Genomic DNA, 23,264 nt, shown 5'->3' on the forward strand with positions numbered 1-23,264 from the left:
GTGGGCACCGGCATGTACGGCGGCGAGCCCGTGCGAGTCCGTTACACCTACTCGTACCGCCTGTACCGTGGATCGCACTGGTGGAGTCCACGACCCACCAGCAGTGTGAGGACGAGCGGATCGAGTCGGCCTCCCAGTGGACCTGCCTCAACGGGTGCTGGTACCCGGTGTACATCGTGTCGTGCCTCTCGCGCGAAGAGGGTGGTAGCGGCTCCGCAGTGGGGCCGTGACCGTACCGGCATGACGGGAACAGGCAACGGGGCGGGGCGTCGAATCCGACGGTCCGCCCCGTTCTGCTGTGCGAACGCTGCGAGGGGCCGCAGTGCTCCCCCTCCCCGCCATCGGAACGTCATGTGCGGTGATTACTTGAGGTAAAGTTTGAGGTGGCAAAACTGAGATCCGGAACAAAGTGGACCCGAGGGTGCGACACACGCCTCTGCCGCCACCTCGACTCTCACCTCTGCCGTCACCTCGACTCTCACCTCTGCCGTCACCTCGACTCTCACCTCTGCCGCCACCTCGACTCTCACCTCTGCCGTCACCTCGACTCTCACCCCAGGAGCACCCTCATGACCCAGTTGACTCGTCGTCGCGTCGCGCAGGGGCTGGCGTGGACCGCCCCGGCCATCGCCGCCGCCGCTGCCGCCCCCGCCTTCGCCGTCAGCCCCTCGCAGACGCTGGCCTATCGATTCCGTGGGTCGATCTCCACCTCCTACACCTCCCAGGTCCGCAACGGCGTCGGCTGCAGGAACACCACGTACGGTCGCTCCGGGTTGTGGCTCTCCAGCCTCTCGCTGTCCAACCAGGTGTCCATCGGGACCTCGCCCCTGGGGTTCTCCATCGTGGAGATGCCACGCACCGACGGATCCGGCCTCTCGCCGCGGACCACGGCCACACTGGCCAACCCCGTGCAGCTCGTAGTCGCGTACCCCAGTGGGATGGTCGCGAACGTTGCGCAGCCGTTCACCTTCACCAACGCCACCGGTGCCAACTGGAGCGCGCCGACCCGCCGCACGCCCACTCTGCTGACGAGCCCCGACGGCATCACGCAGACCTACGACGTGTTCACGTTCACCTGGCTCGGCAACCGCTCTCAGTCCACGACCCAGGATCGGACCGCCTCAGGAACCCGTCCCACCAGCTGGGCGGGCACCGCCCTCACCGGCAGCTGGGAGGTCAACACGAGCTACTGCGCTGTGAATACCGCCTACTACCTCTCCAACTACTACTCCGGGGGCACCGCCGCGGCCCTCGGCCGCACCGCCGGCAGCTACGGCACCTTCACCACGGCCAACGGGTACACCGGTCTGGTGGTCTCCAACTCCCCGTCCACCGGCGGATGGATCGCGATCAACTGAGCCCGGCGGCGCCCGTCGCTCCGGACTTCGTCGGATCGCCGTGTCCCCGGAGGCTGCAGGACACCCTGGTGGTCGGGCCGTCTCAGTCGCCTGCCCCCGGAGGCGCAACGACGGCATGGTCGTCGGAGAGAGGGTCCTGAGCGGGACGTGCAGACTGACGGGCGGCCTATCAGCGCCCCGCGAGGGCGCAGGACGCCCGCTCGATGCGCGGCACCACCTTGCGCAGCAGCCGCCCCCAGCGGGGGGCGCGGCCGGTGAGCTCCTGGCGGGCTGCGGCGTCGTCGAGGGAGTCCAGGCCGGCGGCGCCCAGCCACACGCGGGCCCGGCGGGCCTCCGCGGGCGTGCGGGCGATGTCCTCGATCCGCTCCTCGCCGTGCCAGATCCCCAGGTAGGCCACGTTGCGGGCTCCGTCGCCGGCGTGGGCGAGGTCCCAGTCCAGGATCCCGGAGAGCTCCCACCGCACGTCGTCCCCGTCCGGGGCGGGCACCCAGTGCATGTTGTGCCCGGCCAGGTCCCCGTGCACCAGCGCGGGCCCGTCCGGGGGCGCGGCGGCCCACGCCGTCACCGCCCCCGCGATCCTCGCGACGAGGCCGGCCCAGTCCGCCGGTAGCGCTCCGGCGTGCTCTGTCGGCAGGGACGCGCCCAGCCGCCCCACGCGCGCCACGCGCTCCGCGGTCCACGGACCCCGGAACGCGAACGCCGGGCCGAGTCCCGCCGCGACGGCCGGGTCGGTCACGTCCACGGTGTCGAGGGCGTCCACGATCCCCCGCAGGACGGTCGGGTCGCCCTCGTGGGGCGGGTGCGGCTGCCCCGGCACGAACGCCTGGAGGACGGCCGCGGCGAGGGGGCGGCCGGCGTCGTCGTCCCGGCGGAGCACCGCCGACAGCGGACGCGGCACCGCGAAGGGCAGGCCCGCGTCCGCGAGGGCCGTCACCAGCCCCACGCGGCGCGGCAGGTGGGCGGCGGGGGAGTCCTCGGGCGCCCAGGCCGCGCCGACCGGGGCGCCGGCCTCGCTGACCCGGGCCATGCGCAGCACGGCCAGGCCGTCGAGCACCAGCACGCGGTGGAACTGGCCGGACTCCACCACGTGCCCGGCCGACCACGCGGCGGCGCGCAGCCGGTCCGCGAGCGCGGCGGGCACGTCCGGGAGCAGCCGGGTCAGGGCCTCGGCCGCCAGCTCGAACTCGGACGCGACGGGGGAGGAGGTCATGTCCCCACGCTAGCGTCCGGGCGCGCGGGGGATACTGGCCCGCATGATCGGCCGCCCCGACCTCCGTTCCGACGCCGCCCCCGCCGCCCGGCCCGCGCTGCCCGCCCCGAGCGCGCGCGTGGTGCGGTGGGAGATCGCGCTCGTCCTGGGCCTGTCCCTGGGGCGCAGCGCGGTGTATGCGGTCGTCCAGCTGATCGACAAGGCCACCCGTGCCCCGCTGGGGGAGCAGACCACGGTGCTGAACCCCGCGCTCAGCCCGCGGTGGGGCTTCGACCTGACCTACCAGCTGCTGGACATCGGCTTCGCCCTCGTCCCCGTGCTGCTGGTGCTGCACCTGACGTGGCTGCGCGGGCGGAACCCGTTCCGCGCGTTCGGCCTGGACCTGCGCCGCCCGGGCCGCGACCTCGCCTGGGGCCTGGCGCTGTTCGTGGGGATCGGCCTGGGCACGCTCGCGGTGTACGCGGCCGGCCGCGCTGCCGGGGTCACGACGGCGATCGTCGCCGCCGCCCTCGACGACACCTGGTACCAGGTCCCCGTGCTGCTGCTCTCGGCCGCGCGGCACGCGCTCGTGGAGGAGGTGATCGTGGGGGTCTGGCTCGTCGACCGCCTCGGCTGGCTCCAGCGGCTGCACACCGCCCGGCGCGCCGGAGCCCCCGCGCCCGCCGCGGAGGGCCCGGGCCTCGTCCTGCCGGCCCGCATCTGGACCGTGGTGCTCGCCCTGGCCGTGCTGCGGGGCAGCTACCACCTCTACCAGGGCGTGGGGCCGGGCATCGGCAACGCGCTCATGGGGGTGGTGTTCACCCTGGTGCTGCTGCGCACGCGCCGGGTCATGCCTCTCGTCCTCGCCCACTTCCTGCTGGACGCGGCCGGGTTCGTGGCGTATCCGCTGCTGCACGAGGCAGGGCTGCTCGGGGTCTGAGCCCCGGACGAGGCCGGCCCCGCCTCGGGGAGGCGGGGCCGGCGTCGTCGTGGTCCGTCCGGGCGGGGAGGAGGGGTCAGAGGGTGACCGGGCCCGCGGGAGTCGTGAAGGTCACCGAGACGATGCCCGGGGTGCCGGAGGGGGCGAGGTAGTCGACGTCGACGTCCGCGACCCCGTCCTCCTCGCCGACCTGCTCGCCGCCGAGCCACTCGATGAGGCGGTCGCGGGAGCCGGCGATGGCCACCTTGTCGATGGAGGCCTGCGGCTCGGCGGCCTGGGACGGGTGCATGTCCTCCTGGCCGTCGGCCCAGCGCACGATGAACGGCAGCTGCGGGTCGGCAAGGGTGCCCTTGACGCCGATCTGACGCCAGGACAGCTCCCGGCCGTCGGGGAAGCGGCGGATGCCGGGCACGGCCTCGCGCTCCAGGCGGCGCTCGAAGCGGCCGATGTCCGGGGTGGAGACGGCCCAGCTCATCCAGCCGCCGCCCTGCTCGGAGCGGGCGCGGACGAGCTGGCCGAAGGGGGCGCTGAGGGAGGCCGGGTGGTCCATGGCCTCCACGACCTCGAGCCACTGCCCGTTCCGCATGGGGAACAGGGCGTTGTGGGTGCCGAAGCGCGGGTGCACGCCGCCCTTGATGCGGTCGATGCCGAGGGTCTCGACGAGGCGCTCCACGGTGGCTTCGAGGCCCTCGGGCCCGGCGGCGTAGGAGACGTGGTCCATCCGGCAGGTGTTCACGGCGTTGTTCCTCTCCGAACCCCCGGGCGGGCCGGGCGTCGAACGCGATGGGAGGGCGGCGCCGTCGGCCCCTTGACCTCCGAGCCGCCCCTGTGATTCACAGCGTATCCATGTGTGACACGCCCGATGAAATCGGCCCCGCACTCGTGGCACACTGGCGGCACGGTCACGAGAGTCAGCGTCTTTGCCCCGGCATGCTGACCGGCAACCCTCCTTCCGCGGTGGGGTGCCCCGGGTGACGACCAGGCCGGCTCCCACACGGGCTGCCGGCAAGCGCGGGCCGTCCCCTCGGCCCCTCTCGACGACGCCGGGGCACCCCCGGCGCGAGGCGCCGGGTCGACCCGGCGCACCGACCGCCGGGAGGGACGCGGGTCCGGCCCCTGAGGAGCTCAGGAGAGTCCGCCATGACCGACCAGAACATCCCCGCCGAGACCACGCCCCTGACCCCGGCCGCCGCGTGGGGCTTCTCCACCGCGCAGGTCCACGCCGGCGCCGCCCCCGGCCAGCACGCCTTCGGCGCGACGGCCCTGCCCATCTACCAGACGACCTCGTTCGACTTCCCCTCCGCCGAGGTGGCGGCGGACCGGTTCGCCCTCAAGGACCTGGACCCGCTCTACACCCGCATCGGCAACCCGACCCAGTCCCCGGTGGAGGAGAAGGTCGCCGCGCTCGAGGGCGGCGTGGGCGCGCTGCTGCTGGCCTCCGGCCAGGCGGCCACGACCTTCTCGATCCTCAACGTCGCCGGCGCGGGGGACCACGTCGTCGCCTCGGCGAGCCTCTACGGCGGCACGCAGAACCTCTTCAAGCACACCCTGGCCAAGGTGGGCGTGGAGACGACGTTCGTGACCGATCCGGACGACATCGAGTCCTGGCGCGCCGCCGTGAAGGCGAACACCAAGGCCTTCTTCGGGGAGACCCTCGGCAACCCCCGGGGCGACGTGCTGGACGTTCGGGCGGTGGCCGACGTCGCGCACGAGGCGGGCGTGCCGCTGATCGTGGACAACACGCTGGCCACCCCGTACCTGCTGCGCCCGATTGAGCACGGCGCGGACATCGTCACCCACTCGGCCACGAAGTACCTCGGCGGGCACGCCGCCGCCATGGCCGGCGTGATCGTCGACGGCGGCACGTTCGACTTCGCGCAGCACCCCGAGCGCTTCCCCGGGTTCAACGAGCCGGACGAGTCCTACCACGGGCTCGTGTACGCGCGGGACCTGGGGGTGGGCTCGCCGCTCGGCGCCAACCTGGCCTTCATCCTCAAGGCGCGCGTGCAGCTGCTGCGCGACTACGGCTCGGCCATCTCCCCGTTCAACGCGTTCCTGGTGAACCTCGGCCTGGAGACCCTGTCCCTGCGCATGGAGCGCGCCGTGGCCAACGCGACGGCCGTGGCCGCGTGGCTCGAGGCGCGCGACGACGTGGACTCCGTGGTCTACGCCGGCCTGCCCTCCAGCCCGTGGCACGAGCGGGCGCAGCGGTACCTGCCGCGCGGCGCAGGCGCGTTCGTCTCCTTCGAGATCGCGGGCGGCGCCGAGGCGGGCGCGGCGTTCGTGGACGGGCTTGAGCTGCTGCACCACGTGGCCAACATCGGCGACGTCCGCTCGCTCGTGGTGCACCCGGCCTCCACCACCCACGCCCAGCTCACCGAGGACGAGCAGCGCGCCGCCGGTGTGACGCCCGGGCTGGTGCGCCTCTCGCTCGGCGTGGAGGACGTCGAGGACATCCTCGCCGACCTGGAGCGCGGCTTCGCGGCGGCGGCCGGTGCGGGGGAGGGCACCCGATGACCGCGGTCGCGAGCCGCCCGTCCCTGACCGTCGACCTCCCCGAGGGCGCCCGCCACACCGTCTCGGTCGGGCCCCTGACCACCGAGACCGGCGGCTTCCTCCCGGACGTCACCCTCACCTACGAGACGTGGGGGACCCTGGACGCCGACGGCTCCAACGCGGTCCTCGTGCTGCACGCCCTCACGGGCGACTCGCACGTGGCCGCGCACGCCGCAGACCCGACGCCGGGCTGGTGGGACGCGCTCGTCGGCCCCGGCCGGGCGGTGGACACGGACCGCTGGTTCGTCGTCGCCCCCGCGATGGTGGGCGGCTGTCACGGTTCCACGGGCCCGTCCTCGCCCGACCCCGACGGCGTGCCGTGGGGCTCGCGCTTCCCGTTCCTCACGCTGCGCGACGCGGTGGAGGCCGAGCGCCGCCTCGCCGACCACCTCGGGATCGACGTGTGGCAGGCCGTGATCGGCGGGTCGATGGGCGGGGCCCGCGCCCTGGAATGGGCGGTCTCCCACCCGGAGCGCGTGGCCGGCGTCGGGGTGCTCGCCTCGACGGCGCAGTCCTCGGCGGACCAGATCGCCTGGGGCCAGGCGCAGGCCGCGGCCATCCGGCTCGACCCGGCGCACCGCGAGGGCGACTACTACGGCGGACCCGGACCCGAGACGGGCCTCGGGATCGCCCGGCGCATCGCCCACACCACCTACCGCACGGCCGAGGAGCTCGAGTACCGCTTCGGCCGCGAGCCGCAGGGCGCGGAGGACCCGTTCGGGGCCGCCGTCGGGAGGCGGCAGGGACGCTACGCGGTGGAGTCCTACCTGGACCACCAGGCCGCGAAGCTGTCCGCGCGGTTCGACGCGAACTCCTACCTCGTGCTCACCGAGGCGCTCATGAGCCACGACGTCGCCCGTGGGCGGGGGAGCCTGTCCGAGGCGCTGGGGCGCTTCCGCGGGCGGGCCTTCGTGGCCGCCGTCGACTCCGACCGGCTGTACCGGCCCGAGGAGTCGGCGCTGCTCGCGGAGCTGCTGCCCGGCGAGGTGCCCGTCCACTCGATCGTCTCGCCGATCGGCCATGACGGGTTCCTCACCGAGTACGGGCAGGTCGCCGACGCCCTGAAGGAGACCCTCGCCCTCTGACCGCTCAGGAGGCCGGCTCGGCGGGCGGCGTGACCGGCAGCGACTCCGTGTGGTCCGAGCCGTGCGGCATCTCCACGCCGAACAGCGGCTCGGGCACGGGGCGCTTGGCGCTGACCCCGTCGCCGGAGGAGACGCCACGGATGCGTCGGATCACCCACGGCGCGAGGTGGGCCCGCGCCCACTTGGCGTTGGACACGCGGGCCTGACGCCACGTCCGGGGCGCGGCCGGCTTGGGCTGGAGGGGCTCCAGATCGTGCTCGACGCCGAGGGTGTCCAGCACCATCGCCGCGATGGTGTGGTGCCCGGTGGGGGAGAAGTGCAGCCGGTCCTCCGCCCACATCTCGGGCCTCGAGAGCTGCTTGAGCGACCACATGTCCGGCACGAGCGCGTCGTGGCGCAGCGCCACGGTGCGCACGTTCTCGTTGTAGATCGCCACCTTCCCCCGGATGCGTCCCAGCACGGGGGTGTCACGGACGTCGGTCACGTTGAACAGGAGCACGGTGGCGCCCGTTCCCGCGAGCTTCCCGACGGCGGCGTCCAGGCGGCGGGCGATGTCGTCCGGGTCGGCGCCGCGCAGGATGTCGTTGCCGCCCGCGCAGATGCTGATGAGGTCCGGGGCCAGCTCGATGGCCGGGTCCACCTGGTCGGCGGCGATCTGGTCGATCAGCTTGCCGCGCACGGCGAGGTTCGCGTAGGCGAACGGCTCCGGCCCCTCGGCGTGGCGGGCCAGCTCCTCGGCCACGCGGTCGGCCCAGCCGCGGTGGTAGCCGGGCTGGTCCGGGTCCGGATCCCCGATGCCCTCCGTGAAGGAGTCGCCGAGGGCCACGTAGCGGCGCCAGGGGTGACCGGTGGGCTGATCGTCGACGGGCGGCACGATGGTGTTACTCACGGGTAGCAGTCTGCTCCAGGGGCCGACCCACGGTCAATCGCTAGGCTGAGCCGGTGACCGAGCCCTCCCACACCCCCTCCGCCCCGGGCCCCGAGCCCGTCGTCCGCTGGTCCCGCCCCGAGGGCGAGCGCACCGAGCACCTGCTGATCCTGCTCCACGGCTACGGCGCGAGCGAGCACGACCTCTTCGGCCTCGTGCCCCAGCTGCCGGAGCCGTTCACGGTGGCCGCCGTCCGCGCCCCGCTGACCCTCCAGCCCGGCATGCACGCGTGGTTCCCGCTCTCCCAGGACCCGGTGACGGGGGAGATCGGCTCCGACGACGCTCCGGCCGTGCGCCGCGCGACAGAGGACCTGCACGCGTGGGTGCAGACCGTGCGCGGCGACTTCCGCACCGTCTCTCTGCTCGGCTTCTCGCAGGGCATGGCGCTGGCGACCGCTCTGCTGCGCCTGGACCCGGAGGCCTACGCGTGCACGGTCGCGCTCTCCGGCTTCGTGATCGACCCGGACCTCGCCGAGCCCGGCCTCGAGGGCCTCTTCATCCGCGACGACGAGGTCGCCCGGCTCACGCCGAAGGTCTTCTGGGGCCGTGGCCAGGACGACCCGGTCATCTCCGAGGCGCGCGTCGAGTCCGCCCACGCGTGGCTCACCGCGCACACCGACCTCATGAAGATCGTCTACGCGGGCCTGCCCCACGCCATCAACCAGCAGGAGCTCGGCCACGTGCGCGAATACCTGCAGCACACGGTGCTGAAGGGCCGCTGAGGCTCAGGACTCGGCGGACTCCGCCTCGATCACCACGGCCTCGCCGTTGAACTCGACGACGTCGCCGTCGTGCAGCTGCGCGCCGCGGCGGGTCTCGACCGCGCCGTTCACGGTGACCATCCCGTCCGCGACGACGTCCCGGGCCATCGCGCCGTCCTCCACGAGGGAGGCGAGCTTGAGGGCCTGGCCGAGGCGGATCATCGTGTCACGGATCGGCAGGGGCTGAGCGTCCTCGGGGACGTCGACGGCGGTGGCGTCGGTCCCCGTCGCGCGGGACTCGTCATGGCTGTGGGCATCGGTCATGACGTCCATTGTGGCCGGTAGGCTGGTCCGCATCGACCGGCCCGGCCGTCCGAGACCGCCCGCGCCGCGCGCAGGGTGAGCGCGAGGACCCGGCGGGCCGCCGTCGTCGTGAACCCCTCCCGCCCCCGATGTGCACGGAAGTGATGCCCCCATGGCTGCCAAGTCCCCGCTCGAGAACGTCATCAGCCTGGCCAAGCGCCGCGGCTTCGTGTTCCAGGCCGGTGAGATCTACGGCGGCTCGCGCTCGGCGTGGGACTACGGGCCCCTGGGCGTGGAGCTGAAGGAGAACATCAAGGCGGAGTGGTGGAAGACCTTCGTGCGCTCGCGCGAGGACATGGTGGGCCTGGACTCCTCCATCATCCTGCCGCGGCAGGTCTGGCAGGCCTCGGGCCACGTGGACACCTTCACGGACCCGCTCGTGGAGTGCCAGCAGTGCCACAAGCGCCACCGCCAGGACCACCTGGTCGAGGCGTTCGAGGCCAAGAAGGGCCGTGCCCCGGAGGGCATGCAGGACATCGTCTGCCCGGACTGCGGCACCAAGGGCATGTTCACCGAGCCGCAGATGTTCTCCGGCCTCATGAAGACCTTCCTCGGCCCCGTGGACAACGAGGAGGGGCTGCACTACATGCGCCCCGAGACCGCGCAGGGCATCTTCGTGAACTTCCTCAACGTGCTCGGCGCCTCGCGGAAGAAGCCGCCGTTCGGCATCGGCCAGATCGGCAAGGCGTTCCGCAACGAGATCACGCCCGGCAACTTCATCTTCCGCACGCGCGAGTTCGAGCAGATGGAGATCGAGTACTTCGTGCCGCCGGCTGACGCCCAGCGGCACTTCGACACGTGGGTCGAGGCCTGCTGGAACTGGTTCATCGACCTCGGGATCGACCCGGAGAACCTGCGCCGCTTCGACGTCCCGGCGGAGGAGCGCGCCCACTACTCGGACGGCACCATCGACCTGGAGTACAAGTTCGGCTTCGGCGGCGGGGACGGCTGGGGCGAGCTCATGGGCGTGGCCAACCGCACCGACTACGATCTCTCGAGCCACACGACGGCCTCCGGCACCAAGCTGCAGTACTTCGACCAGGCCAACGGCGAGCACTACACGCCGTACGTGATCGAGCCCTCCTTCGGGCTGACCCGCTCCATGATGGCCTTCCTCGTGGACGCCTACGCCGAGGAGGAGGCGCCGAACGCGAAGGGCGGCACGGACGTGCGCACCGTGCTCCGCCTCGACCCGCGTCTGGCCCCGGTCAAGGCCGCCGTCCTCCCGCTGTCCAAGAAGGAGGAGCTGCAGCCGGCCACGCAGGCCCTCGCCGCCGAGCTGCGCCGCGAGTGGAACATCGAGACGGACGACTCCGGTGCCATCGGCCGCCGCTACCGCCGCCAGGACGAGATCGGCACCCCGTTCTGCATCACCGTGGACTTCGACACGCTCGAGGACCAGGCCGTCACCGTCCGCGAGCGGGACACCATGGCGCAGGAGCGCGTGGCCCTCTCCCAGGTGAAGGCCTACCTCGCCGAGCGCCTCACCAAGTGAGCGGGCGGGATCTGGAGGGGCATGGCCGGGACGGACACGGCGTGACCGACGACGGCGGCGCGGCCCTGCCCGCGGACATCACCCTGCGCCCGTGGCGCTCGGGGGTCGACCTCGCCCTCCTCGAGGTGTGGGGCGACCCCGCCAACGCGCAGCAGCACCAGGACCGCGCGATGCTCGCGGACGACGCGGACGTGCCGTGGCGCCGCTCCCTCGTGGCCGAGGCCGACGGCGTCCCGGTGGCGGCGGGCGTGGTCTACGCGTCCTCGCTGCACCCGCGGCGACTGTGGCTGTACGTGGAGACCGCCCCGTCCGAGCGGCGCCGCGGCATCGCCCGTGCGCTCCTGGCCGCGCTGCGCGGGCTCGCCGAGCAGGCCCACGCGGAGGGGCTCGTCCCCACGACCGCGCTCAAGGCGCGGTTCGCGCGCGAGGCGCTGGTCGGCGTCGCGGAGGAGGCCACCGCCGAGGGCACCCGCGCCGCGACGGCCGAGCTGGCCGCCGCCACCGAGGCGTTCCTGACCGCGCAGGGGTTCGCGCCCGTGCAGCGCTCGCGGCGCGTCGCCGTCGCCCCCGGGGCCGCGGACCTGCCCGCGCTGCGGGACGAGGAGCACCCGGACGGCGTCGTGCTGGAGGAGACGGCCACCGGATCGGTGGAGCTGACCCAGGCGGTCGTGGCGTTCTACCAGGCCACGCACGACTGGGACCCGGCGCACATGACCGTCGGCTCCGCCCAGACGCTCCTCCTCGGCCCCGCGACCGGGGCTGCCGGCGCCGTCGTGCTGCGGGACGCCCCGCGCGCCGAGGGCGGGAGGATCCGCGCGTTCGCCGTCTCCTACACCGCCCAGCGCCAGGACGCCCCCGCGGACGTGCTCCTCGGCTGGGACCCGGAGCTGTCCGAGGCGGACGCCCTGCAGGCGGTCGCCGACCTGCTCGCGCTGCTCGTGGCGCAGCACCCGGTGCAGCTCGAGGTGGACCAGGCCATGCGCCCCCTGGAGCGGATCATCGACGGGCTGATCGCCGGCGGCGCCGCGAAGCCCGTCCTGGACACCCTCGTGCTGGCCGATGACGCCGACTGAGACCGCCGCGCCGGACGCGGCCCGCCGGAGCGCGCTCCGTCGGGCCGTGCTCTGGGTGGCCGGGCTCAACCTGGCCTACATGGTCGCGGAGCTGCTCGTGGCGTTCGCCATCGGCTCGGTGTCCCTGGCCGCCGACGGCGTCGACTTCTTCGAGGACTTCGCCGTCAACCTGCTGATCGCCGTCGCGCTCGGCTGGTCGGCCGCGCGTCAGGCGACCGTCGGACGCGTGCTCGCCGGGATCATCCTGCTGCCCGCCGTCGCGGCGCTCGTCATGGCGGTCCTGAAGGCCGGCGACCCCGAGCCGCCCGCCGCCGGACCGCTGTTCTGGACCGCGCTCGGCGCGATCGCCGTGAACCTGGTGTGCACCGTGATCCTCGCCCGCTTCCGGAGCGACGCCGGCTCGCTCACGGCGGCCGCCTACCTGGCGGCCCGCAACGACCTCGTGGCCGGCGCGGCCATCCTGGTGCTCGCCGGCGTGACGCGCTGGACCGGATCGGGCTGGCCTGACATCCTGCTGGGCATCGGCCTCGTGCTCCTCAACGGACCGGCGGCCAGGGAGGTCTGGGAGAAGGCCGGGGAGGAGCGCCTCGCGGAGCGGGCGCTGGAGGGGGAGCTCGATGACGACTGAGGACCAGGGCCGGGAACCGGAGGCCGGCGGCACGCCGTGGCGTCCGGCGACGGGCGACTCGCCCTACGAGCCGGCGACGCGGCTGCCGCCCGCGGGGGTGACAGCCCGGCGCGATCCGAAGCGCCGCCGAGCGTCCAAGGCCATCGTGATCGGCGGGACGCTCGCGCTCGCGGCGGCCATGACCGGCGTCGCGGTGACCTCGCAGTCCTCCATCGAGTCCGCGCCCGCGGAGGAGAACGGGTGGACGAACGAGTTCGGGGAGACCGTCGCGGCCCCGGCGGAGCTGGAGCAGGACTACGCCCAGGTCTGCCAGGACACCCAGACGGGCGAGCGCATCGACGACCAGTGGTGCGAGGACCCCTCGATCGCGGAGGGCCAGGCGGGCACGGGCCAGGAGCAGGCGGCCGAGGGGGAGGGCCAGGCGGCCGAGGGGGAGGAGCAGCAGACCTCGCACTACGGTGGCGGCTACGGCTGGTTCTTCATCCCGCTCTCCGGCGGACGCACCGTGCCCGCCGTCGGGAGCCCGCTGCGCGACGGGACCACCCAGGCCCCGGCGGGGCGCTCGGTGACGAAGGTCCCGGCCTCTGGCGGCTCGTTCGCCAAGGCCGGCACCGTGTCCAAGGGCGGCTTCGGCACCAAGGGAGGCGGCGCCGGCTCCTGAGCCGCGCCGCGACGAGGAGGAGAGCACCGTGCAGCGCATCAGCACCGAGCCGCGTCCGGACTGGGAGGAGAAGGTCGCCTCCCAGGGGCTCGTCTTCTCCCCGACGCTCATGCCGGACGGCTCCGTCCTGCAGTACTGGAACGAGTCCGCCGCCTACGTCCTCACCATGGACGAGGTCATGCTCCTGGAGCAGGCCTCCGAGCGCCTGCACGCGATGTCCATGGAGGCCGCGCGCTTCCTGGCGTCCGAGCAGACGATCGCCGGATCGCCCTGGCGTGCGCTCGGCCTGCCCCGCGAGGCGGTCGTCCTCGCGGTGGAGTCCCTCGAGCGGGGGGACCCCCACCTCTACGGCCGCTTCGACCTCGTCTACTCCGGCCCGGACGCCCCGCCCAAGATGCTGGAGTACAACGCGGACACGCCCACCGGGCTGATCGAGGCCGCCGTCGCCCAGTGGTTCTGGAAGCAGGACGTCTTCGGCGAGGACGTGGACCAGTGGAACGGGATCTTCGAGGCCCTCGTGGACCGCTGGCGGGAGATCTACGCCCCCGAGCTCGCGGCGGGGGAGAGCCCGCGCGTGCACTTCGCCCACACGGAGCTGGACGAGACGGGCGAGGACGCCATGACGGTGGCCTGTCTCCGCGACGCCGCCGAGCAGGCGGGGCTGACCTGCGAGTCGCTCCTGATGAGCCAGATCGGCTTCGACACCGAGCAGCTGCGCTTCACGGGCGCGGACCTGCGCTACCTCACCGGCATCTTCAAGCTCTACCCGTGGGAGGACATGGCCCACGAGCGGTTCGGCCCGCGCCTGGCCCTGGACGAGCACGTGCGGTGGATCGAGCCGGCCTGGAAGATGCTGCTCTCCACCAAGGCGCTCTCCGCCGCCCTGTGGCACCTCTTCCCCGGGGACGACCTTCTCCTGCCCACCTACCTCAACGAGGTCCGCGGCCTCACCGAGTACGTGCGCAAGCCGCTGCACGGCCGCGAGGGCGCGGGCATCCGCATCGTCTCCTCGGACGTCACGACCTCCTCCGACCCGGGCCGCTGGGGAGAGGAGGGCCACGTCTTCCAGCAGTACCACCGCCTGCCCGACTTCCCCGGGCCGGACGGCCGGCCCAACCGGCCCGTGCTCGGCACGTGGATGGTGGGGGACGAGTGCTTCGGCGTCGGCATCCGCGAGTCCGACGGCCCGATCACCGACCCGTACTGCCGCTTCGTGCCCAACATCATCCGCGGCTGACCGCGCCCTCCCGCAGGGCCCCACCGCACCCGAACCCGAACGCCTCCAACCCGCCCGCGCCCGACCTCCCCGAGGATCCCCGCCGCCCATGCTCAGCACGCACCAGTCCGTCTCCGTGTCCACGTCCTCGGTGGCGCCGGTCTACTCCGCCGTCGTCACGGTGCCCCTCATCGTGGGCCTCGTCGGCTCGGGCGCGCCCCTGGCCTACCTGCTCGCCCTCGTGCCCATCGTGCTCGTGTGGGCCGGCATGTCCGAGAACGACGACCGGCAGCCGGACAAGGGCTCCATCTACGCGTGGGCGGTCCGCTCGCACCCGGTGATGGGGTGGATCGGCGGGTACTGCCTCGCGGTCACCGGCGTCGTCGCGACGTCGGGCCTCGCCTACGTCGCCCTCGACGCCTGGCTGCCCGGCCTGCCCGCGTGGGCCAAGGCCCTGGCCGGCGCGGTCCTCATCGCCGTGGCCACCGCCGTCAGCTCGACCAACGTCCGGATCACCTCCGCCGTCCAGACCGCCGGCGTCCTCGTGCAGGTGGCCGCCGCCGTCGTGCTGGTGTCCGTGTTCCTGAGGGTGGGGCCCACGCTGACCCCGATGACCGGCACGGCGACCGACTGGCTCCATGCCGTGCTGCTGGCCGTGTTCGCGTTCTGGGGCTTCGACGCCGTCTACGCGCTCTCGGAGGAGTCGCACCCGGGCGTGCCGCGCCGGGCGGCGGCGGTCTCCCTCGTCCTGCTCGTGGCGATCTTCCTGGTCTTCTCGCTGCTCGGCGCCTCCCCGCACCCCGACGCCGCGGAGGCCCTGGTGCACCCCGTGGTGGTGGCCGGCGTCGTGGTCTCCTGCGTGATGGCGCTCGGCTCCACCCTCATCCCGACGGCGCGGGGCGTCTCCGCCATGGCCGAGCGCGGGCACCTGCCCTCCGCCCTGACCCCGCTGCGCACCGCCGAGGTCGCCTCCGCGGCGGGAGCGGTGGCCTGGCTCGCCCTCGCGCTGGTGGTGCCGGGGATCTTCTGGGACTCGATCGAGATGCTCTCGATCTTCGTGGGCGCGTACTTCACGATCTCCTCGCTCACGGCGGCCGCCCACGACCGCGGCGCCCTGAAGGTCGTCCACCTGGTGGGCGCCGCCCTCATGGGGCTCATCACCGCGGCCGCGCTCGTGACCATGTTCGACCCGGAGTACGGGGAGACGCGGATCGGGGACGTGGGCGGCGTCGGCCTGCTGGCGGTCGGGTTCACGGCGCTCGGCGTCGCGCTCGCGGTGCTCGTGGTCCGCGGACGCGGGGCATCCGGCGGCGGTCGGGCCGTCAGCGCCTGAGCACAACGTGCGCGCAGGACTGGCCGTCGGCCGGTCGTCCGACCGAGCGACCGAGCGACCGCCCGAGCGACCCTCCCCGCGCGGGCCTCAGCGGTCCCAGCCCAGGAGCCTCCAGACCTCCGCCCAGCCCTCGAAGAGGTGGGCGTTGTACTCCGGGCCGAGCTGGTTCGGGTTGGCGAACAGCACCCAGTCGGCGGCCTGGACGGCCCGGTCCGCGGACAGCTGCTCGGCGACCTCCTCGGGCGTGCCCGCGTAGGTCGGGCCGGAGACGGCGCGGCGGCCGTCGAGGCGCCCCGAGGACTCCCGGGAGGCCCGCTCGTGGCCGAAGTACATCTCGTCGCGGTCGTCCTGGATCACGAACGCGGAGCGGGTGACCGCCGTCCGGGGCGCGCCGGTGCGCCCGAGGGGGCTGACGCCGTCGTGGTGGCCGGCCGCCGCATGGGCCTCGAGATAGCGGGCGATCTGGTCGGCCTGCTGGACGTGGAAGGGGCGGCCGTCGTCCTCGAGGAGCAGGGTGGAGGAGAGCATGTCGTACCCGGCCTCGCCTGCGCGGACGGCGGTCGCGGTCGTGCCGGCACCCCACCAGACGCGCTGCGCCAGCGTGGGGGAGTGCGGCTCGATGCGCAGGGGCCGGGAGGTGTGGGCCCAGCCGGAGGAGAGGTCCGGCGTCGCGATGCCCGCGCCCGAGATGCCCTCCATGAACCGGCGGCCGCGCTCCCAGGCGACGTCGGACCAGGTCTCGCCGGGGGCGAGGTCGTAGCCGAACCGGTGCTGGCCGTCCGCGGCGGCCTCGGGTGAGCCGCGCGAGATGCCGAGCTCGAGGCGCTCGCCGGCAAGCAGGTCCGTGGTCGCGGCGGCCTCGGCCATGGACAGGGGATTCTCGTACCGCAGGTCGATCACGCCGGTGCCGAGGTGGATGCGCTCGGTGCGGGCGGCCATCGCGGCGAGGATCGGGAAGGGCGAGGAGAACATCTGCTGCCAGTGGTGACTGCGGATCCATGCGCCGTCCAGGCCGGCGGCCTCGGCGGCCACGGCCATCTGCACGACGTCGCGCAGGGCCTGCCCGGCGTCGGGCTTGACGGGGACGCGGTCCACGGCGGGGCGGTGGATCCAGTGCCCGAAGTTGAGGAATCCTAAGTGCTTCTTGGTCATGGGTGTTTCAACCTTGAAAGACCGGCGGTTGTTCCCGGAGTGCGTTTCGGTGCGGCGTGGGTCCGCCGCCGGGGCCGTCCGGTCCCATCCCGCTCGACCGGTTCCCGCCCACCCGACCGGGCCTGATTCACGAAACAGCCCCCATAGGGGTCGGTCGATTGAATATGGGTCGGTCCGCCGGTCCGCCGGTCCGCCGGTCCGCCGGTCCGCCGGTCCGGCGGCCCGGCCGTCAGGCGGTGCCGCGGCCCGGCGCCGGTCCTCGCCGGCCCTCCCGGCTCCACCCGCCCGCGTGCGGGAGAATGGACCCATGACACAGCAGTGGAGCGAGGAGTCCATGGAGCTGGCCGCGCAGCTCTTCGACCTGGCACGGAACGGGGACACGGCCACCCTCAAGGCGTACCTGGACCAGGGCCTGAAGCGGAACCTGCGCAACGGCAGCGGGGACACCTTCCTCACCCTCGCCGCGTACTACAGGCAGACGGACACGGTGCGCATGCTGATCGAGGCCGGCCTCGACGTCGCCGCCGTCAACGACCGCGGCCAGGACGCCCTCGGCTGCGCCACCTTCCGCAAGGACGAGGACGCCGTACGGGCCCTCCTCGCCGCGGGCGCGGACCCCGACGGCGGCTCACCCTCCGCACGCGAGGTCGCCCGGACCTTCGGGCTCGAGGAGATGCTCGCGCTGCTCGACGGCCGTGGCTGAGACGCCCGAGGGCACCCCCTCCGTCGACGAGGTGTACGCCGCCGTCCGCGCCGGGCTCCCCGAGCTCGTCGCGGACCTGACCCGCCTCCTCGGCCTCGGCTGGGACGTCGAGGCCGACCCGGGGGAGCCCAGTCACCCCCACCTGCGCCTGCACGGGGCCCTCGCCGACGACGGCCGCCGCCTCGTCGTGGACGTCCTCCCCGTCCGGTGCCGCTCCCCGCTCTTCCACGCCACCGTCGGCGTCTCCATGCTCCCCGGCGATCTCGACCCCGCCGGGCTGGGCGCCGACGTCGAGCCGGCGTGGATCACGCGGGTGCGGGCCCTGGGCGAGGCCATGGAGGCGACGGCGGCGGACCCCGTCTGCGTCTCCGCGCACCCGGGCGGCGGCAGCAAGGGCGCGGCGGCCGTGAAACTCGCGCTCGCAGACCGCTTCGGCCTGCCGCGCCGGTACGCCAAGGGCTGGCCGGACGAGTTCCTCGGCGTGCGGACGAGCCCCGTCCCGGGGGAGCGGTACGGGGAGTTCGCCCGGGCGCTCGCCGCCCAGGTCCGGGTGCTGGACGCCGTCCCTCCACCGGCCTGACGCGTCCCTCGCGCGGTCTGGGAGAATGGGCGGGATATGACTGCCACCCCTGACACCGCCGCGCGGCCCGCCTCGGACACCCGCGCCGCCGATCCGAACGCCGTCCACTACGCGAAGGCCGCCGGCGCCGGCCGCCGCATCGCGGACGACGACCAGCTCCACGAGGGCCGCCACGCCGCGCCCTCGACGGACCGTCTGAGCCTTCCCGCGCTGAAGCTCGGCCCCATCACCGTGGACGTGCCCGTGGTGCTCGCGCCGATGGCCGGCATCACCAACACGGCCTTCCGCCGCCTGTGCCGCGAGTACGGCGGCGGCCTCTACGTGAACGAGATGGTGACGGCCCGCGCCCTCGTGGAGCGCAAGCCCGAGTCCATGCGCATCATCAAGCACGATCCGGACGAGGTGCCCCGCTCGGTGCAGCTCTACTCGGTGGACCCCGTCACCACGGCCGCCGCCGTCCGCATGCTCGTGGAGGAGGACCGCGCCGACCACATCGACATGAACTTCGGCTGCCCCGTCCCCAAGGTCACCCGCCGCGGCGGCGGCTCCGCGCTGCCCTGGAAGTCGGAGCTCTTCGCCTCGATCGTGAAGGCCGCCGTCACGGAGGCCTCCAAGAAGGACATCCCGGTCACCGTCAAGATGCGCCGCGGCATCGACGAGGACCACCTCACCTTCCTCGACGCCGGCCGCACCGCGCGGGACCTCGGCGTCGCCGCTGTGGCGCTCCACGGCCGCACGACGCGCCAGTTCTACTCCGGCACCGCCGTGTGGGAGGACATCGCGCGCCTGCGTGAGGCGCTGCCGGACATCCCGGTGCTCGGCAACGGGGACATCTGGTCCGCCGAGGACGCGATCGCGATGGTCGAGCAGACCGGCGTCGACGGCGTCGTGATCGGGCGCGGCTGCCAGGGCCGCCCGTGGCTGTTCGGGGACCTGCAGGCCGCGTTCGAGGGACGCCAGGAGCGCTTCCAGCCCACGCTCGGGCAGGTGGCGGACACGCTGTACCGCCACGCGGAGCTGCTCGTGGACACCTTCGAGGGGGACGAGCTCAAGGCGCTGCGGGACATCCGCAAGCATGTGGCCTGGTACTTCAAGGGCTACCCCGTGGGCTCCGAGATCCGCACGGCGCTCTCCACGGTGCCCACCCTGGAGGCCATGCGCGAGATCCTCGCGCGCGTGGACCGGGAGCAGCCGTACCCGGGCCTGGACGCCGAGGGCCCGCGCGGCCGCTCCGGCGCCCCCAAGCGGCCCCACCTGCCGGACGGCTGGCTGGACTCCCGCGAGCTCAACGCGGAGCAGAAGGCCATGATCGCCGCCGCCGAGCTGGACGTCTCCGGTGGCTGAGGGCACCACGCCGGCGCGCGCCGCCGCGTACGGGCCCGCCGCGCCGTCGTCGCCCTGGACCGGGGCCGCCCACCAGCCGGTGCTGTTCGGCTCCGAGGGCCGGCCCCCGTACGCCGGCCGCGCTGTGCAGACCCCCGGCTACACGCCGTGGGACCGGGAGCGGTGGCTGCCCGAGCCGCCCAAGTCCTCCTACCGTTCGGACTTCGAGCGGGACCGTGCCCGCGTGCTGCACTCCGCGGGCCTGCGTCGGCTGGGGGCCAAGACCCAGGTGGTCGCCCCGGACGCGGACGACTTCGCCCGCACCCGCCTGACGCACTCGCTCGAAGTGGCCCAGGTGGGGCGTGAACTCGGCCGGTCGCTGGGCTGCGACCCCGACCTCGTGGACACCGCCTGCCTGTCCCACGACCTCGGCCATCCGCCCTTCGGGCACAACGGGGAGAAGGCGCTCGACGCGGTCAGCGAGGACGTCGGCGGCTTCGAGGGCAACGCCCAGACCCTGCGGCTGCTGGCCCGCCTCGAGCAGAAGAAGCTCTTCGCGGACGGCTCCTCCGCGGGCCTGAACCTCACGCGCGCCGCCCTCGACGCCGCGTGCAAGTACCCCTGGACCCGTGAGGACGCCCCGCTGCGCCCCGACGGCACGCGTTCGCGCAAGTTCGGCGTCTACGCGGACGACCTGCCCGTGTTCCGCTGGTTCCGCGCCGGTGTGCCCGGCCCCCGGAAGTCCATGGAGGCCCAGGTCATGGACCTCGCGGACGACATCTCCTACTCCGTGCACGACGTCGAGGACGGCGTGGTCAACGCCGCGTTCCAGCTCAAGTGGCTGGCCATCCCGGAGCACCGGGAGCGCGTCGTGGAGACCACCCGCCAGTGGTACCTGCCGCACACGGACCCGGCCGAGGTCGACGCGGCCCTGGCCCGCCTCGAGGCCACCGACGTGTGGGTCTCCAAGATGGACGGCTCCCGGCGGGCGCTCGCGGCGATGAAGGACATGACGAGTCAGCTGATCGGCCGGTTCTGCAGCGCCGCCTTCGACGCCACGCGCCAGGTGTTCGGCAACGAGCCTCTGACCCGCCACGGCGCCGACGTCGTGGTGCCCGAGGAGACGGAGACCGAGATCGCCGTGATGAAGGGCATCGCGGCGGCCTACGTGATGACCGCGGAGCAGCGCCAGCCGCTCTACGCACGGCAGCGCGAGGTGCTCGCGGAGCTCGTGGCGCTGCTGGACGCCACGGGGGACCGGTACCTCGAGCCGATGTTCGCGTTCGACTGGGCGCAGGCCCCCGACGACGCAGCCCGGCGCCGCGTGCTGATCGACCAGATCGCCTCGCTCACCGATTCGACCGCCGTCGAGTGGCACCACACCCTGGTGCGCGGCGAGCCGTTCACCCGCGTCTGGGTCTGAGCGCCTGGGCTGGAACGCGCAGCCGACGGGCTGCGGCCCGGTGACGATCAGTCCAGGTGGATCTCAAGGGCCGCCTCCAGCAGCGCGGCGCCGTCGTCGGGGGACAGTGGCCCGAAGTGGCCGAAGACCTCGGCGCTGACCGCACCGAGCAGAGCCGTCCAGGCACGGGTGGCCGCGGTGACCTGAGGCGCCGTGGCCTCCACCTGAAGCTCCTCGACGGCCTGCGCCACGAACGGCGGGCTGAGCCGGGCGGCGTCGTCGTCCTCGGTGCCGGGGGTTCGGAAGGCGCCGTCGGCGGCGGCCTGCAGACCGTGCCGGGTCAACCGCAGCCCGGGGCCTGAGGTGCGTTCGGCCGGGGCGTGGTAGCCGGGAACCGGTGAGCCGTAGATCAGCGCCCACTGCGCCGGGTGGGCCAGCGCCCAGGTGCGCATGGCGTGGGCGAGCGTCCGCATCCGGGTCCGCGGCTCGGTGATTCCCGCGATGTCCTGTTCCACCGCATCGGCCAGGGAAGAGAAGGCGTCCTCCAGCAGCCGGGTGAGCAGCTCGTCGCGGCTGGCCACGTACCGGTAGACGCCGGAGGGCACCACCCCGAGTTCGCGGGCGACCTCGCGCAGGGACAGTCCGGCGGTGCCGTGCTCGGCCAGCTGCCGCCGCCCGACAGCGAGCACCAGCTCATCCATCTCGGCACGGGTGCGGCGGGGGCGGGGCATGGATCCATCATGGCATCCGCTCGCAGAGGCTCCGGCGTGGGGTGCAGAGGCGATAGAGTGAGCACCGCTCACTCACTGGTGAGCGGTGCTCACTCCCGGCTCGTGGGGTGCGCGTCTTCGCCGTCGTCCCGGGAGTCCCCATGCATGCCGCCGTCTTCGGTGCCGGTCAGATCAGCTCCGCCCTCGTCCCCCTGTTGCTCTCCGCTGGCCACTCCGTCAGCATCGTCCGCCGCCGCGCCTGGACGGACGAGGACGCCGCACGGCTGTCTCCGGCCGGTCAGCGCGGCGCGCTCACCCTGCTCACCGGCGACGTCGGCGACCCGGCTCTGCTGCGGCAGGCATTGGACGGTGCCGACGTGGTCTTCCACCTGATCCATGCCGCCTACTCCACCGAGGTGTGGCGCCGCGAGCTTCCGCCGCGGGAGCGGGCCGTCATGGACGCGGCCGCCGAGCGTGAGATCCCCGTCGTGTTCCCGGAGTCCGTCTACGCCTGGGGGCATCAGGCCGAGGACCTCCATGAGGGCCGAGCGGTCAGCCCGTGCTCTCCGCTGGGTCAGGTGCGCGCCGAGCTGCTGGCCGCGCGTCGAGAGCACCCGGCCCGGACCCTGTCCGTGGTTGCCTCCGACTTCATCGGGCCCACCGCGGCCGCCACCAGCGTGCAGGCCCTCGTCCTGGATCGCGCCGCCGCCGGCCGGCGTGCGGTGGTGTTCGGCGACCCGGACCAGCCGCACTCGCTGACACGGCTGCCGGACCTGGCCGCCGCCCTGCTGCGCTGCGCGGAGCACGCCGAGGACCTGGCCCCGTCCGGGGACGCGGTGCTGCACGCCCCGACGCCGCCGGCGCGCAGCCTGCGCGCCGGGGCCCACCAGGCGGCGACGACGGCCGGTGTGCCGCTGCGGGGGATGCTCGCCGTGCCCGGCCCCCTGCTGCGGGGCGCGGGACGGTTCTCCGCGACGGCGCGGGAGCTGCACCGGCAGCGCTACCTGTGGACGCGGCCCTGTGTGCTGCGGCCCGGCGTGCTCGGGCAGGCCCCGATCAGCTGAGCAGCGCGGGCAGGATCACCCCTGCCGGGCCGGCCAGGCGGTGGGTCACCGCGGGGGACAGCTCCGTGAGGTCCGGGTTGATCTCCACGACGGCGGCGCCGGCCCCCAGCGCGACGAACGGCAGGGACGCCGCCGGCTGCACGACGCCCGAGGTGCCGATCACGACGGCCAGATCGCACGCCTCGAGCGCGGCATAGGCGCGGTCCCATGCGTCGGCGGGGAGCATCTCGCCGAACCACACGATCCCCGGCCGGACGAGCCCATCGCCGCACACCGTGCACGGCGGCGGCTGGTGCCCCAGCATCGCCTCGAGGTCGGCCTCGGAGCCCGCCGCGCCGTCGTCGGCGGCGCCGGGGTCCACGTCCGCGGGCGCGCCGCACTCCGCGCATCGGAACGCGAACAGGGAGCCGTGCAGGTGCGAGAGCACGCGGGAGCCGGCGCGCTCATGGAGATCGTCCACGTTCTGCGTGACGACCTCGAGCGCAGGCACCCGCTCCTGCCAGGCCGCGACGGCCGCGTGCCCCGCGTTCGGGGCGACGGACCGGACCATGCGGGCGCGCCAGCGGTACCAGGACCACACCAGCGCGGGATCGGCGAGGAACGCCTCCTCGGTGGCCAGCGCCTCGGGGGAGAAGCGCTCCCACAGGCCGGTCTGCGCGTCGCGGAAGGTCGGCACGCCGGACTCGGCGCTCATGCCCGCGCCGGTGAGCACCACGGGGCGCTCGGCGGCGCGGATCAGGCGGCGGACGGCGTCGAGGTCGGGGGAGTCGAGCGGGGCGGAGGTCTCGTCGCTCATGAGCCCAG

The 23,264-nt window shown here is 73.8% G+C and carries 23 protein-coding genes and 1 riboswitch; of the genes, 16 read left to right on the plus strand and 7 right to left on the minus strand.

The genetic code is table 11. The features are described from left to right. The first annotated feature begins 569 nt into the window (after positions 1 to 569). Positions 570 to 1,358, plus strand: coding sequence for a hypothetical protein (locus LG274_RS11270; RefSeq protein ID WP_404464514.1), 789 nt, complete (start codon positions 570 to 572; stop codon positions 1,356 to 1,358). A 169-nt stretch (positions 1,359 to 1,527) separates the two neighbouring features. Here the strand turns inward: LG274_RS11270 and LG274_RS11275 are convergent, their stop codons facing one another. Then, positions 1,528 to 2,568, minus strand: coding sequence for a phosphotransferase family protein (locus LG274_RS11275; protein WP_404464516.1), 1,041 nt, complete (start codon positions 2,566 to 2,568; stop codon positions 1,528 to 1,530). A 43-nt stretch (positions 2,569 to 2,611) separates the two neighbouring features. Here LG274_RS11275 and LG274_RS11280 point away from each other — a divergent pair, with 43 nt between their 5' ends. Continuing rightward, positions 2,612 to 3,487, plus strand: a complete 876-nt coding sequence (locus LG274_RS11280; RefSeq protein ID WP_298711481.1) for a CPBP family intramembrane glutamic endopeptidase — start codon at positions 2,612 to 2,614, stop codon at positions 3,485 to 3,487. Positions 3,488 to 3,563: 76 nt separating this feature from the next. On the opposite strand, the gene LG274_RS11285 is transcribed toward LG274_RS11280, so the two are convergent. Beyond that, the gene (locus LG274_RS11285) at positions 3,564 to 4,223 is read right to left on the minus strand and encodes a VOC family protein (protein ID WP_298711484.1); all 660 of its coding nucleotides are present in this window, start codon (positions 4,221 to 4,223) and stop codon (positions 3,564 to 3,566) included. Between the two features lie 164 nt (positions 4,224 to 4,387). Next, positions 4,388 to 4,505, plus strand: a riboswitch (SAM riboswitch). A gap of 122 nt (positions 4,506 to 4,627) precedes the next feature. On the opposite strand from LG274_RS11285, the gene LG274_RS11290 reads away from it, so the two are divergent. Then, the gene (locus tag LG274_RS11290; RefSeq protein WP_404464519.1) at positions 4,628 to 6,004 is read left to right on the plus strand and encodes a bifunctional o-acetylhomoserine/o-acetylserine sulfhydrylase; all 1,377 of its coding nucleotides are present in this window, start codon (positions 4,628 to 4,630) and stop codon (positions 6,002 to 6,004) included. Beyond that, positions 6,001 to 7,128 (plus strand): homoserine O-acetyltransferase, encoded by a 1,128-nt coding sequence (locus tag LG274_RS11295; protein ID WP_366371895.1) that lies wholly within the window; start codon positions 6,001 to 6,003, stop codon positions 7,126 to 7,128. The genes LG274_RS11290 and LG274_RS11295 overlap by 4 nt, the downstream gene beginning before the upstream one ends. A 4-nt stretch (positions 7,129 to 7,132) precedes the next feature. On the opposite strand, the gene LG274_RS11300 is transcribed toward LG274_RS11295, so the two are convergent. Then, on the minus strand, positions 7,133 to 8,017 hold the full coding sequence (locus LG274_RS11300; RefSeq protein WP_298985775.1) for an SGNH/GDSL hydrolase family protein: 885 nt from the start codon (positions 8,015 to 8,017) through the stop codon (positions 7,133 to 7,135). A gap of 53 nt (positions 8,018 to 8,070) precedes the next feature. Here LG274_RS11300 and LG274_RS11305 point away from each other — a divergent pair, with 53 nt between their 5' ends. Continuing rightward, positions 8,071 to 8,778, plus strand: coding sequence for an alpha/beta hydrolase (locus tag LG274_RS11305; protein ID WP_404464521.1), 708 nt, complete (start codon positions 8,071 to 8,073; stop codon positions 8,776 to 8,778). A 3-nt stretch (positions 8,779 to 8,781) separates the two neighbouring features. Here the strand turns inward: LG274_RS11305 and LG274_RS11310 are convergent, their stop codons facing one another. Continuing rightward, the gene (locus LG274_RS11310; RefSeq protein ID WP_282442800.1) at positions 8,782 to 9,081 is read right to left on the minus strand and encodes an RNA-binding S4 domain-containing protein; all 300 of its coding nucleotides are present in this window, start codon (positions 9,079 to 9,081) and stop codon (positions 8,782 to 8,784) included. A gap of 151 nt (positions 9,082 to 9,232) precedes the next feature. Here LG274_RS11310 and LG274_RS11315 point away from each other — a divergent pair, with 151 nt between their 5' ends. The 6 genes from LG274_RS11315 (at position 9,233) to LG274_RS11340 (ending at position 15,526) form a co-directional block, all read left to right on the plus strand. Then, positions 9,233 to 10,615, plus strand: a complete 1,383-nt coding sequence (locus tag LG274_RS11315) for a glycine--tRNA ligase (protein ID WP_404464524.1) — start codon at positions 9,233 to 9,235, stop codon at positions 10,613 to 10,615. Positions 10,616 to 10,656: 41 nt separating this feature from the next. After that, a complete protein-coding gene (locus LG274_RS11320) occupies positions 10,657 to 11,688 on the plus strand; it encodes a GNAT family N-acetyltransferase (protein ID WP_404464526.1) in 1,032 nt (343 codons plus the stop codon). Continuing rightward, positions 11,675 to 12,316, plus strand: a complete 642-nt coding sequence (locus LG274_RS11325; protein ID WP_404464528.1) for a cation transporter — start codon at positions 11,675 to 11,677, stop codon at positions 12,314 to 12,316. Before LG274_RS11320 ends, LG274_RS11325 begins: the two co-directional genes overlap by 14 nt. Further along, positions 12,306 to 12,977: a hypothetical protein gene (locus tag LG274_RS11330; RefSeq protein ID WP_404464530.1), complete on the plus strand. Its 672-nt coding sequence runs from the start codon at positions 12,306 to 12,308 to the stop codon at positions 12,975 to 12,977. The genes LG274_RS11325 and LG274_RS11330 overlap by 11 nt, the downstream gene beginning before the upstream one ends. Positions 12,978 to 13,005: 28 nt before the next feature. Next, positions 13,006 to 14,214, plus strand: coding sequence for a glutathionylspermidine synthase family protein (locus LG274_RS11335; RefSeq protein ID WP_248118192.1), 1,209 nt, complete (start codon positions 13,006 to 13,008; stop codon positions 14,212 to 14,214). Positions 14,215 to 14,302: 88 nt separating this feature from the next. After that, positions 14,303 to 15,526, plus strand: coding sequence for a hypothetical protein (locus tag LG274_RS11340; protein ID WP_404464532.1), 1,224 nt, complete (start codon positions 14,303 to 14,305; stop codon positions 15,524 to 15,526). 87 nt (positions 15,527 to 15,613) lie between these two features. Here the strand turns inward: LG274_RS11340 and LG274_RS11345 are convergent, their stop codons facing one another. After that, positions 15,614 to 16,678 carry an LLM class flavin-dependent oxidoreductase gene (locus LG274_RS11345; RefSeq protein ID WP_404464534.1) on the minus strand — a complete coding sequence of 355 codons (1,065 nt, stop codon included), beginning with the start codon at positions 16,676 to 16,678 and terminating at the stop codon, positions 15,614 to 15,616. Positions 16,679 to 16,985: 307 nt separating this feature from the next. On the opposite strand from LG274_RS11345, the gene LG274_RS11350 reads away from it, so the two are divergent. The 4 genes from LG274_RS11350 (at position 16,986) to LG274_RS11365 (ending at position 20,707) form a co-directional block, all read left to right on the plus strand. Further along, on the plus strand, positions 16,986 to 17,381 hold the full coding sequence (locus LG274_RS11350) for an ankyrin repeat domain-containing protein (RefSeq protein ID WP_366371878.1): 396 nt from the start codon (positions 16,986 to 16,988) through the stop codon (positions 17,379 to 17,381). After that, on the plus strand, positions 17,374 to 17,961 hold the full coding sequence (locus LG274_RS11355) for a hypothetical protein (protein ID WP_404464537.1): 588 nt from the start codon (positions 17,374 to 17,376) through the stop codon (positions 17,959 to 17,961). The genes LG274_RS11350 and LG274_RS11355 overlap by 8 nt, the downstream gene beginning before the upstream one ends. A gap of 36 nt (positions 17,962 to 17,997) precedes the next feature. Continuing rightward, positions 17,998 to 19,305, plus strand: a complete 1,308-nt coding sequence (gene dusB, locus LG274_RS11360; protein WP_404464539.1) for a tRNA dihydrouridine synthase DusB — start codon at positions 17,998 to 18,000, stop codon at positions 19,303 to 19,305. 82 nt (positions 19,306 to 19,387) lie between these two features. Next, positions 19,388 to 20,707, plus strand: a complete 1,320-nt coding sequence (locus tag LG274_RS11365) for a deoxyguanosinetriphosphate triphosphohydrolase (protein ID WP_282442808.1) — start codon at positions 19,388 to 19,390, stop codon at positions 20,705 to 20,707. 47 nt (positions 20,708 to 20,754) lie between these two features. Here LG274_RS11365 and LG274_RS11370 read toward each other — a convergent pair whose 3' ends face one another. Then, positions 20,755 to 21,417 carry a TetR/AcrR family transcriptional regulator gene (locus tag LG274_RS11370; protein WP_404464541.1) on the minus strand — a complete coding sequence of 221 codons (663 nt, stop codon included), beginning with the start codon at positions 21,415 to 21,417 and terminating at the stop codon, positions 20,755 to 20,757. Between the two features lie 140 nt (positions 21,418 to 21,557). Between LG274_RS11370 and LG274_RS11375 the strand changes: the two genes are divergently transcribed. Further along, positions 21,558 to 22,460, plus strand: a complete 903-nt coding sequence (locus tag LG274_RS11375; protein ID WP_404464543.1) for an NAD-dependent epimerase/dehydratase family protein — start codon at positions 21,558 to 21,560, stop codon at positions 22,458 to 22,460. On the opposite strand, the gene LG274_RS11380 is transcribed toward LG274_RS11375, so the two are convergent. Beyond that, positions 22,453 to 23,256, minus strand: coding sequence for an NAD-dependent deacylase (locus LG274_RS11380; protein ID WP_404464545.1), 804 nt, complete (start codon positions 23,254 to 23,256; stop codon positions 22,453 to 22,455). The two genes, LG274_RS11375 and LG274_RS11380, sit on opposite strands and share 8 nt — an antisense overlap. Positions 23,257 to 23,264: the final 8 nt, after the last annotated feature.

The organism is Micrococcus antarcticus (assembly GCF_044872765.1).
Lineage (GTDB): Bacteria > Actinomycetota > Actinomycetes > Actinomycetales > Micrococcaceae > Micrococcus.

What these genes read in the sequence shown, in the direction of transcription:
- LG274_RS11270 (WP_404464514.1), top strand. Translation starts at nt 570, where the DNA reads ATGACCCAGTTGACTCGTCGTCGCGTCGCGCAGGGGCTGGCGTGGACC.
- LG274_RS11275 (WP_404464516.1), bottom strand. Translation starts at nt 2,568, where the DNA reads ATGACCTCCTCCCCCGTCGCGTCCGAGTTCGAGCTGGCGGCCGAGGCC.
- LG274_RS11280 (WP_298711481.1), top strand. Translation starts at nt 2,612, where the DNA reads ATGATCGGCCGCCCCGACCTCCGTTCCGACGCCGCCCCCGCCGCCCGG.
- LG274_RS11290 (WP_404464519.1), top strand. Translation starts at nt 4,628, where the DNA reads ATGACCGACCAGAACATCCCCGCCGAGACCACGCCCCTGACCCCGGCC.
- LG274_RS11295 (WP_366371895.1), top strand. Translation starts at nt 6,001, where the DNA reads ATGACCGCGGTCGCGAGCCGCCCGTCCCTGACCGTCGACCTCCCCGAG.
- LG274_RS11310 (WP_282442800.1), bottom strand. Translation starts at nt 9,081, where the DNA reads ATGACCGATGCCCACAGCCATGACGAGTCCCGCGCGACGGGGACCGAC.
- LG274_RS11315 (WP_404464524.1), top strand. Translation starts at nt 9,233, where the DNA reads ATGGCTGCCAAGTCCCCGCTCGAGAACGTCATCAGCCTGGCCAAGCGC.
- LG274_RS11325 (WP_404464528.1), top strand. Translation starts at nt 11,675, where the DNA reads ATGACGCCGACTGAGACCGCCGCGCCGGACGCGGCCCGCCGGAGCGCG.
- LG274_RS11330 (WP_404464530.1), top strand. Translation starts at nt 12,306, where the DNA reads ATGACGACTGAGGACCAGGGCCGGGAACCGGAGGCCGGCGGCACGCCG.
- LG274_RS11340 (WP_404464532.1), top strand. Translation starts at nt 14,303, where the DNA reads ATGCTCAGCACGCACCAGTCCGTCTCCGTGTCCACGTCCTCGGTGGCG.
- LG274_RS11345 (WP_404464534.1), bottom strand. Translation starts at nt 16,678, where the DNA reads ATGACCAAGAAGCACTTAGGATTCCTCAACTTCGGGCACTGGATCCAC.
- LG274_RS11350 (WP_366371878.1), top strand. Translation starts at nt 16,986, where the DNA reads ATGACACAGCAGTGGAGCGAGGAGTCCATGGAGCTGGCCGCGCAGCTC.
- dusB (WP_404464539.1), top strand. Translation starts at nt 17,998, where the DNA reads ATGACTGCCACCCCTGACACCGCCGCGCGGCCCGCCTCGGACACCCGC.
- LG274_RS11370 (WP_404464541.1), bottom strand. Translation starts at nt 21,417, where the DNA reads ATGCCCCGCCCCCGCCGCACCCGTGCCGAGATGGATGAGCTGGTGCTC.
- LG274_RS11375 (WP_404464543.1), top strand. Translation starts at nt 21,558, where the DNA reads ATGCATGCCGCCGTCTTCGGTGCCGGTCAGATCAGCTCCGCCCTCGTC.
- LG274_RS11380 (WP_404464545.1), bottom strand. Translation starts at nt 23,256, where the DNA reads ATGAGCGACGAGACCTCCGCCCCGCTCGACTCCCCCGACCTCGACGCC.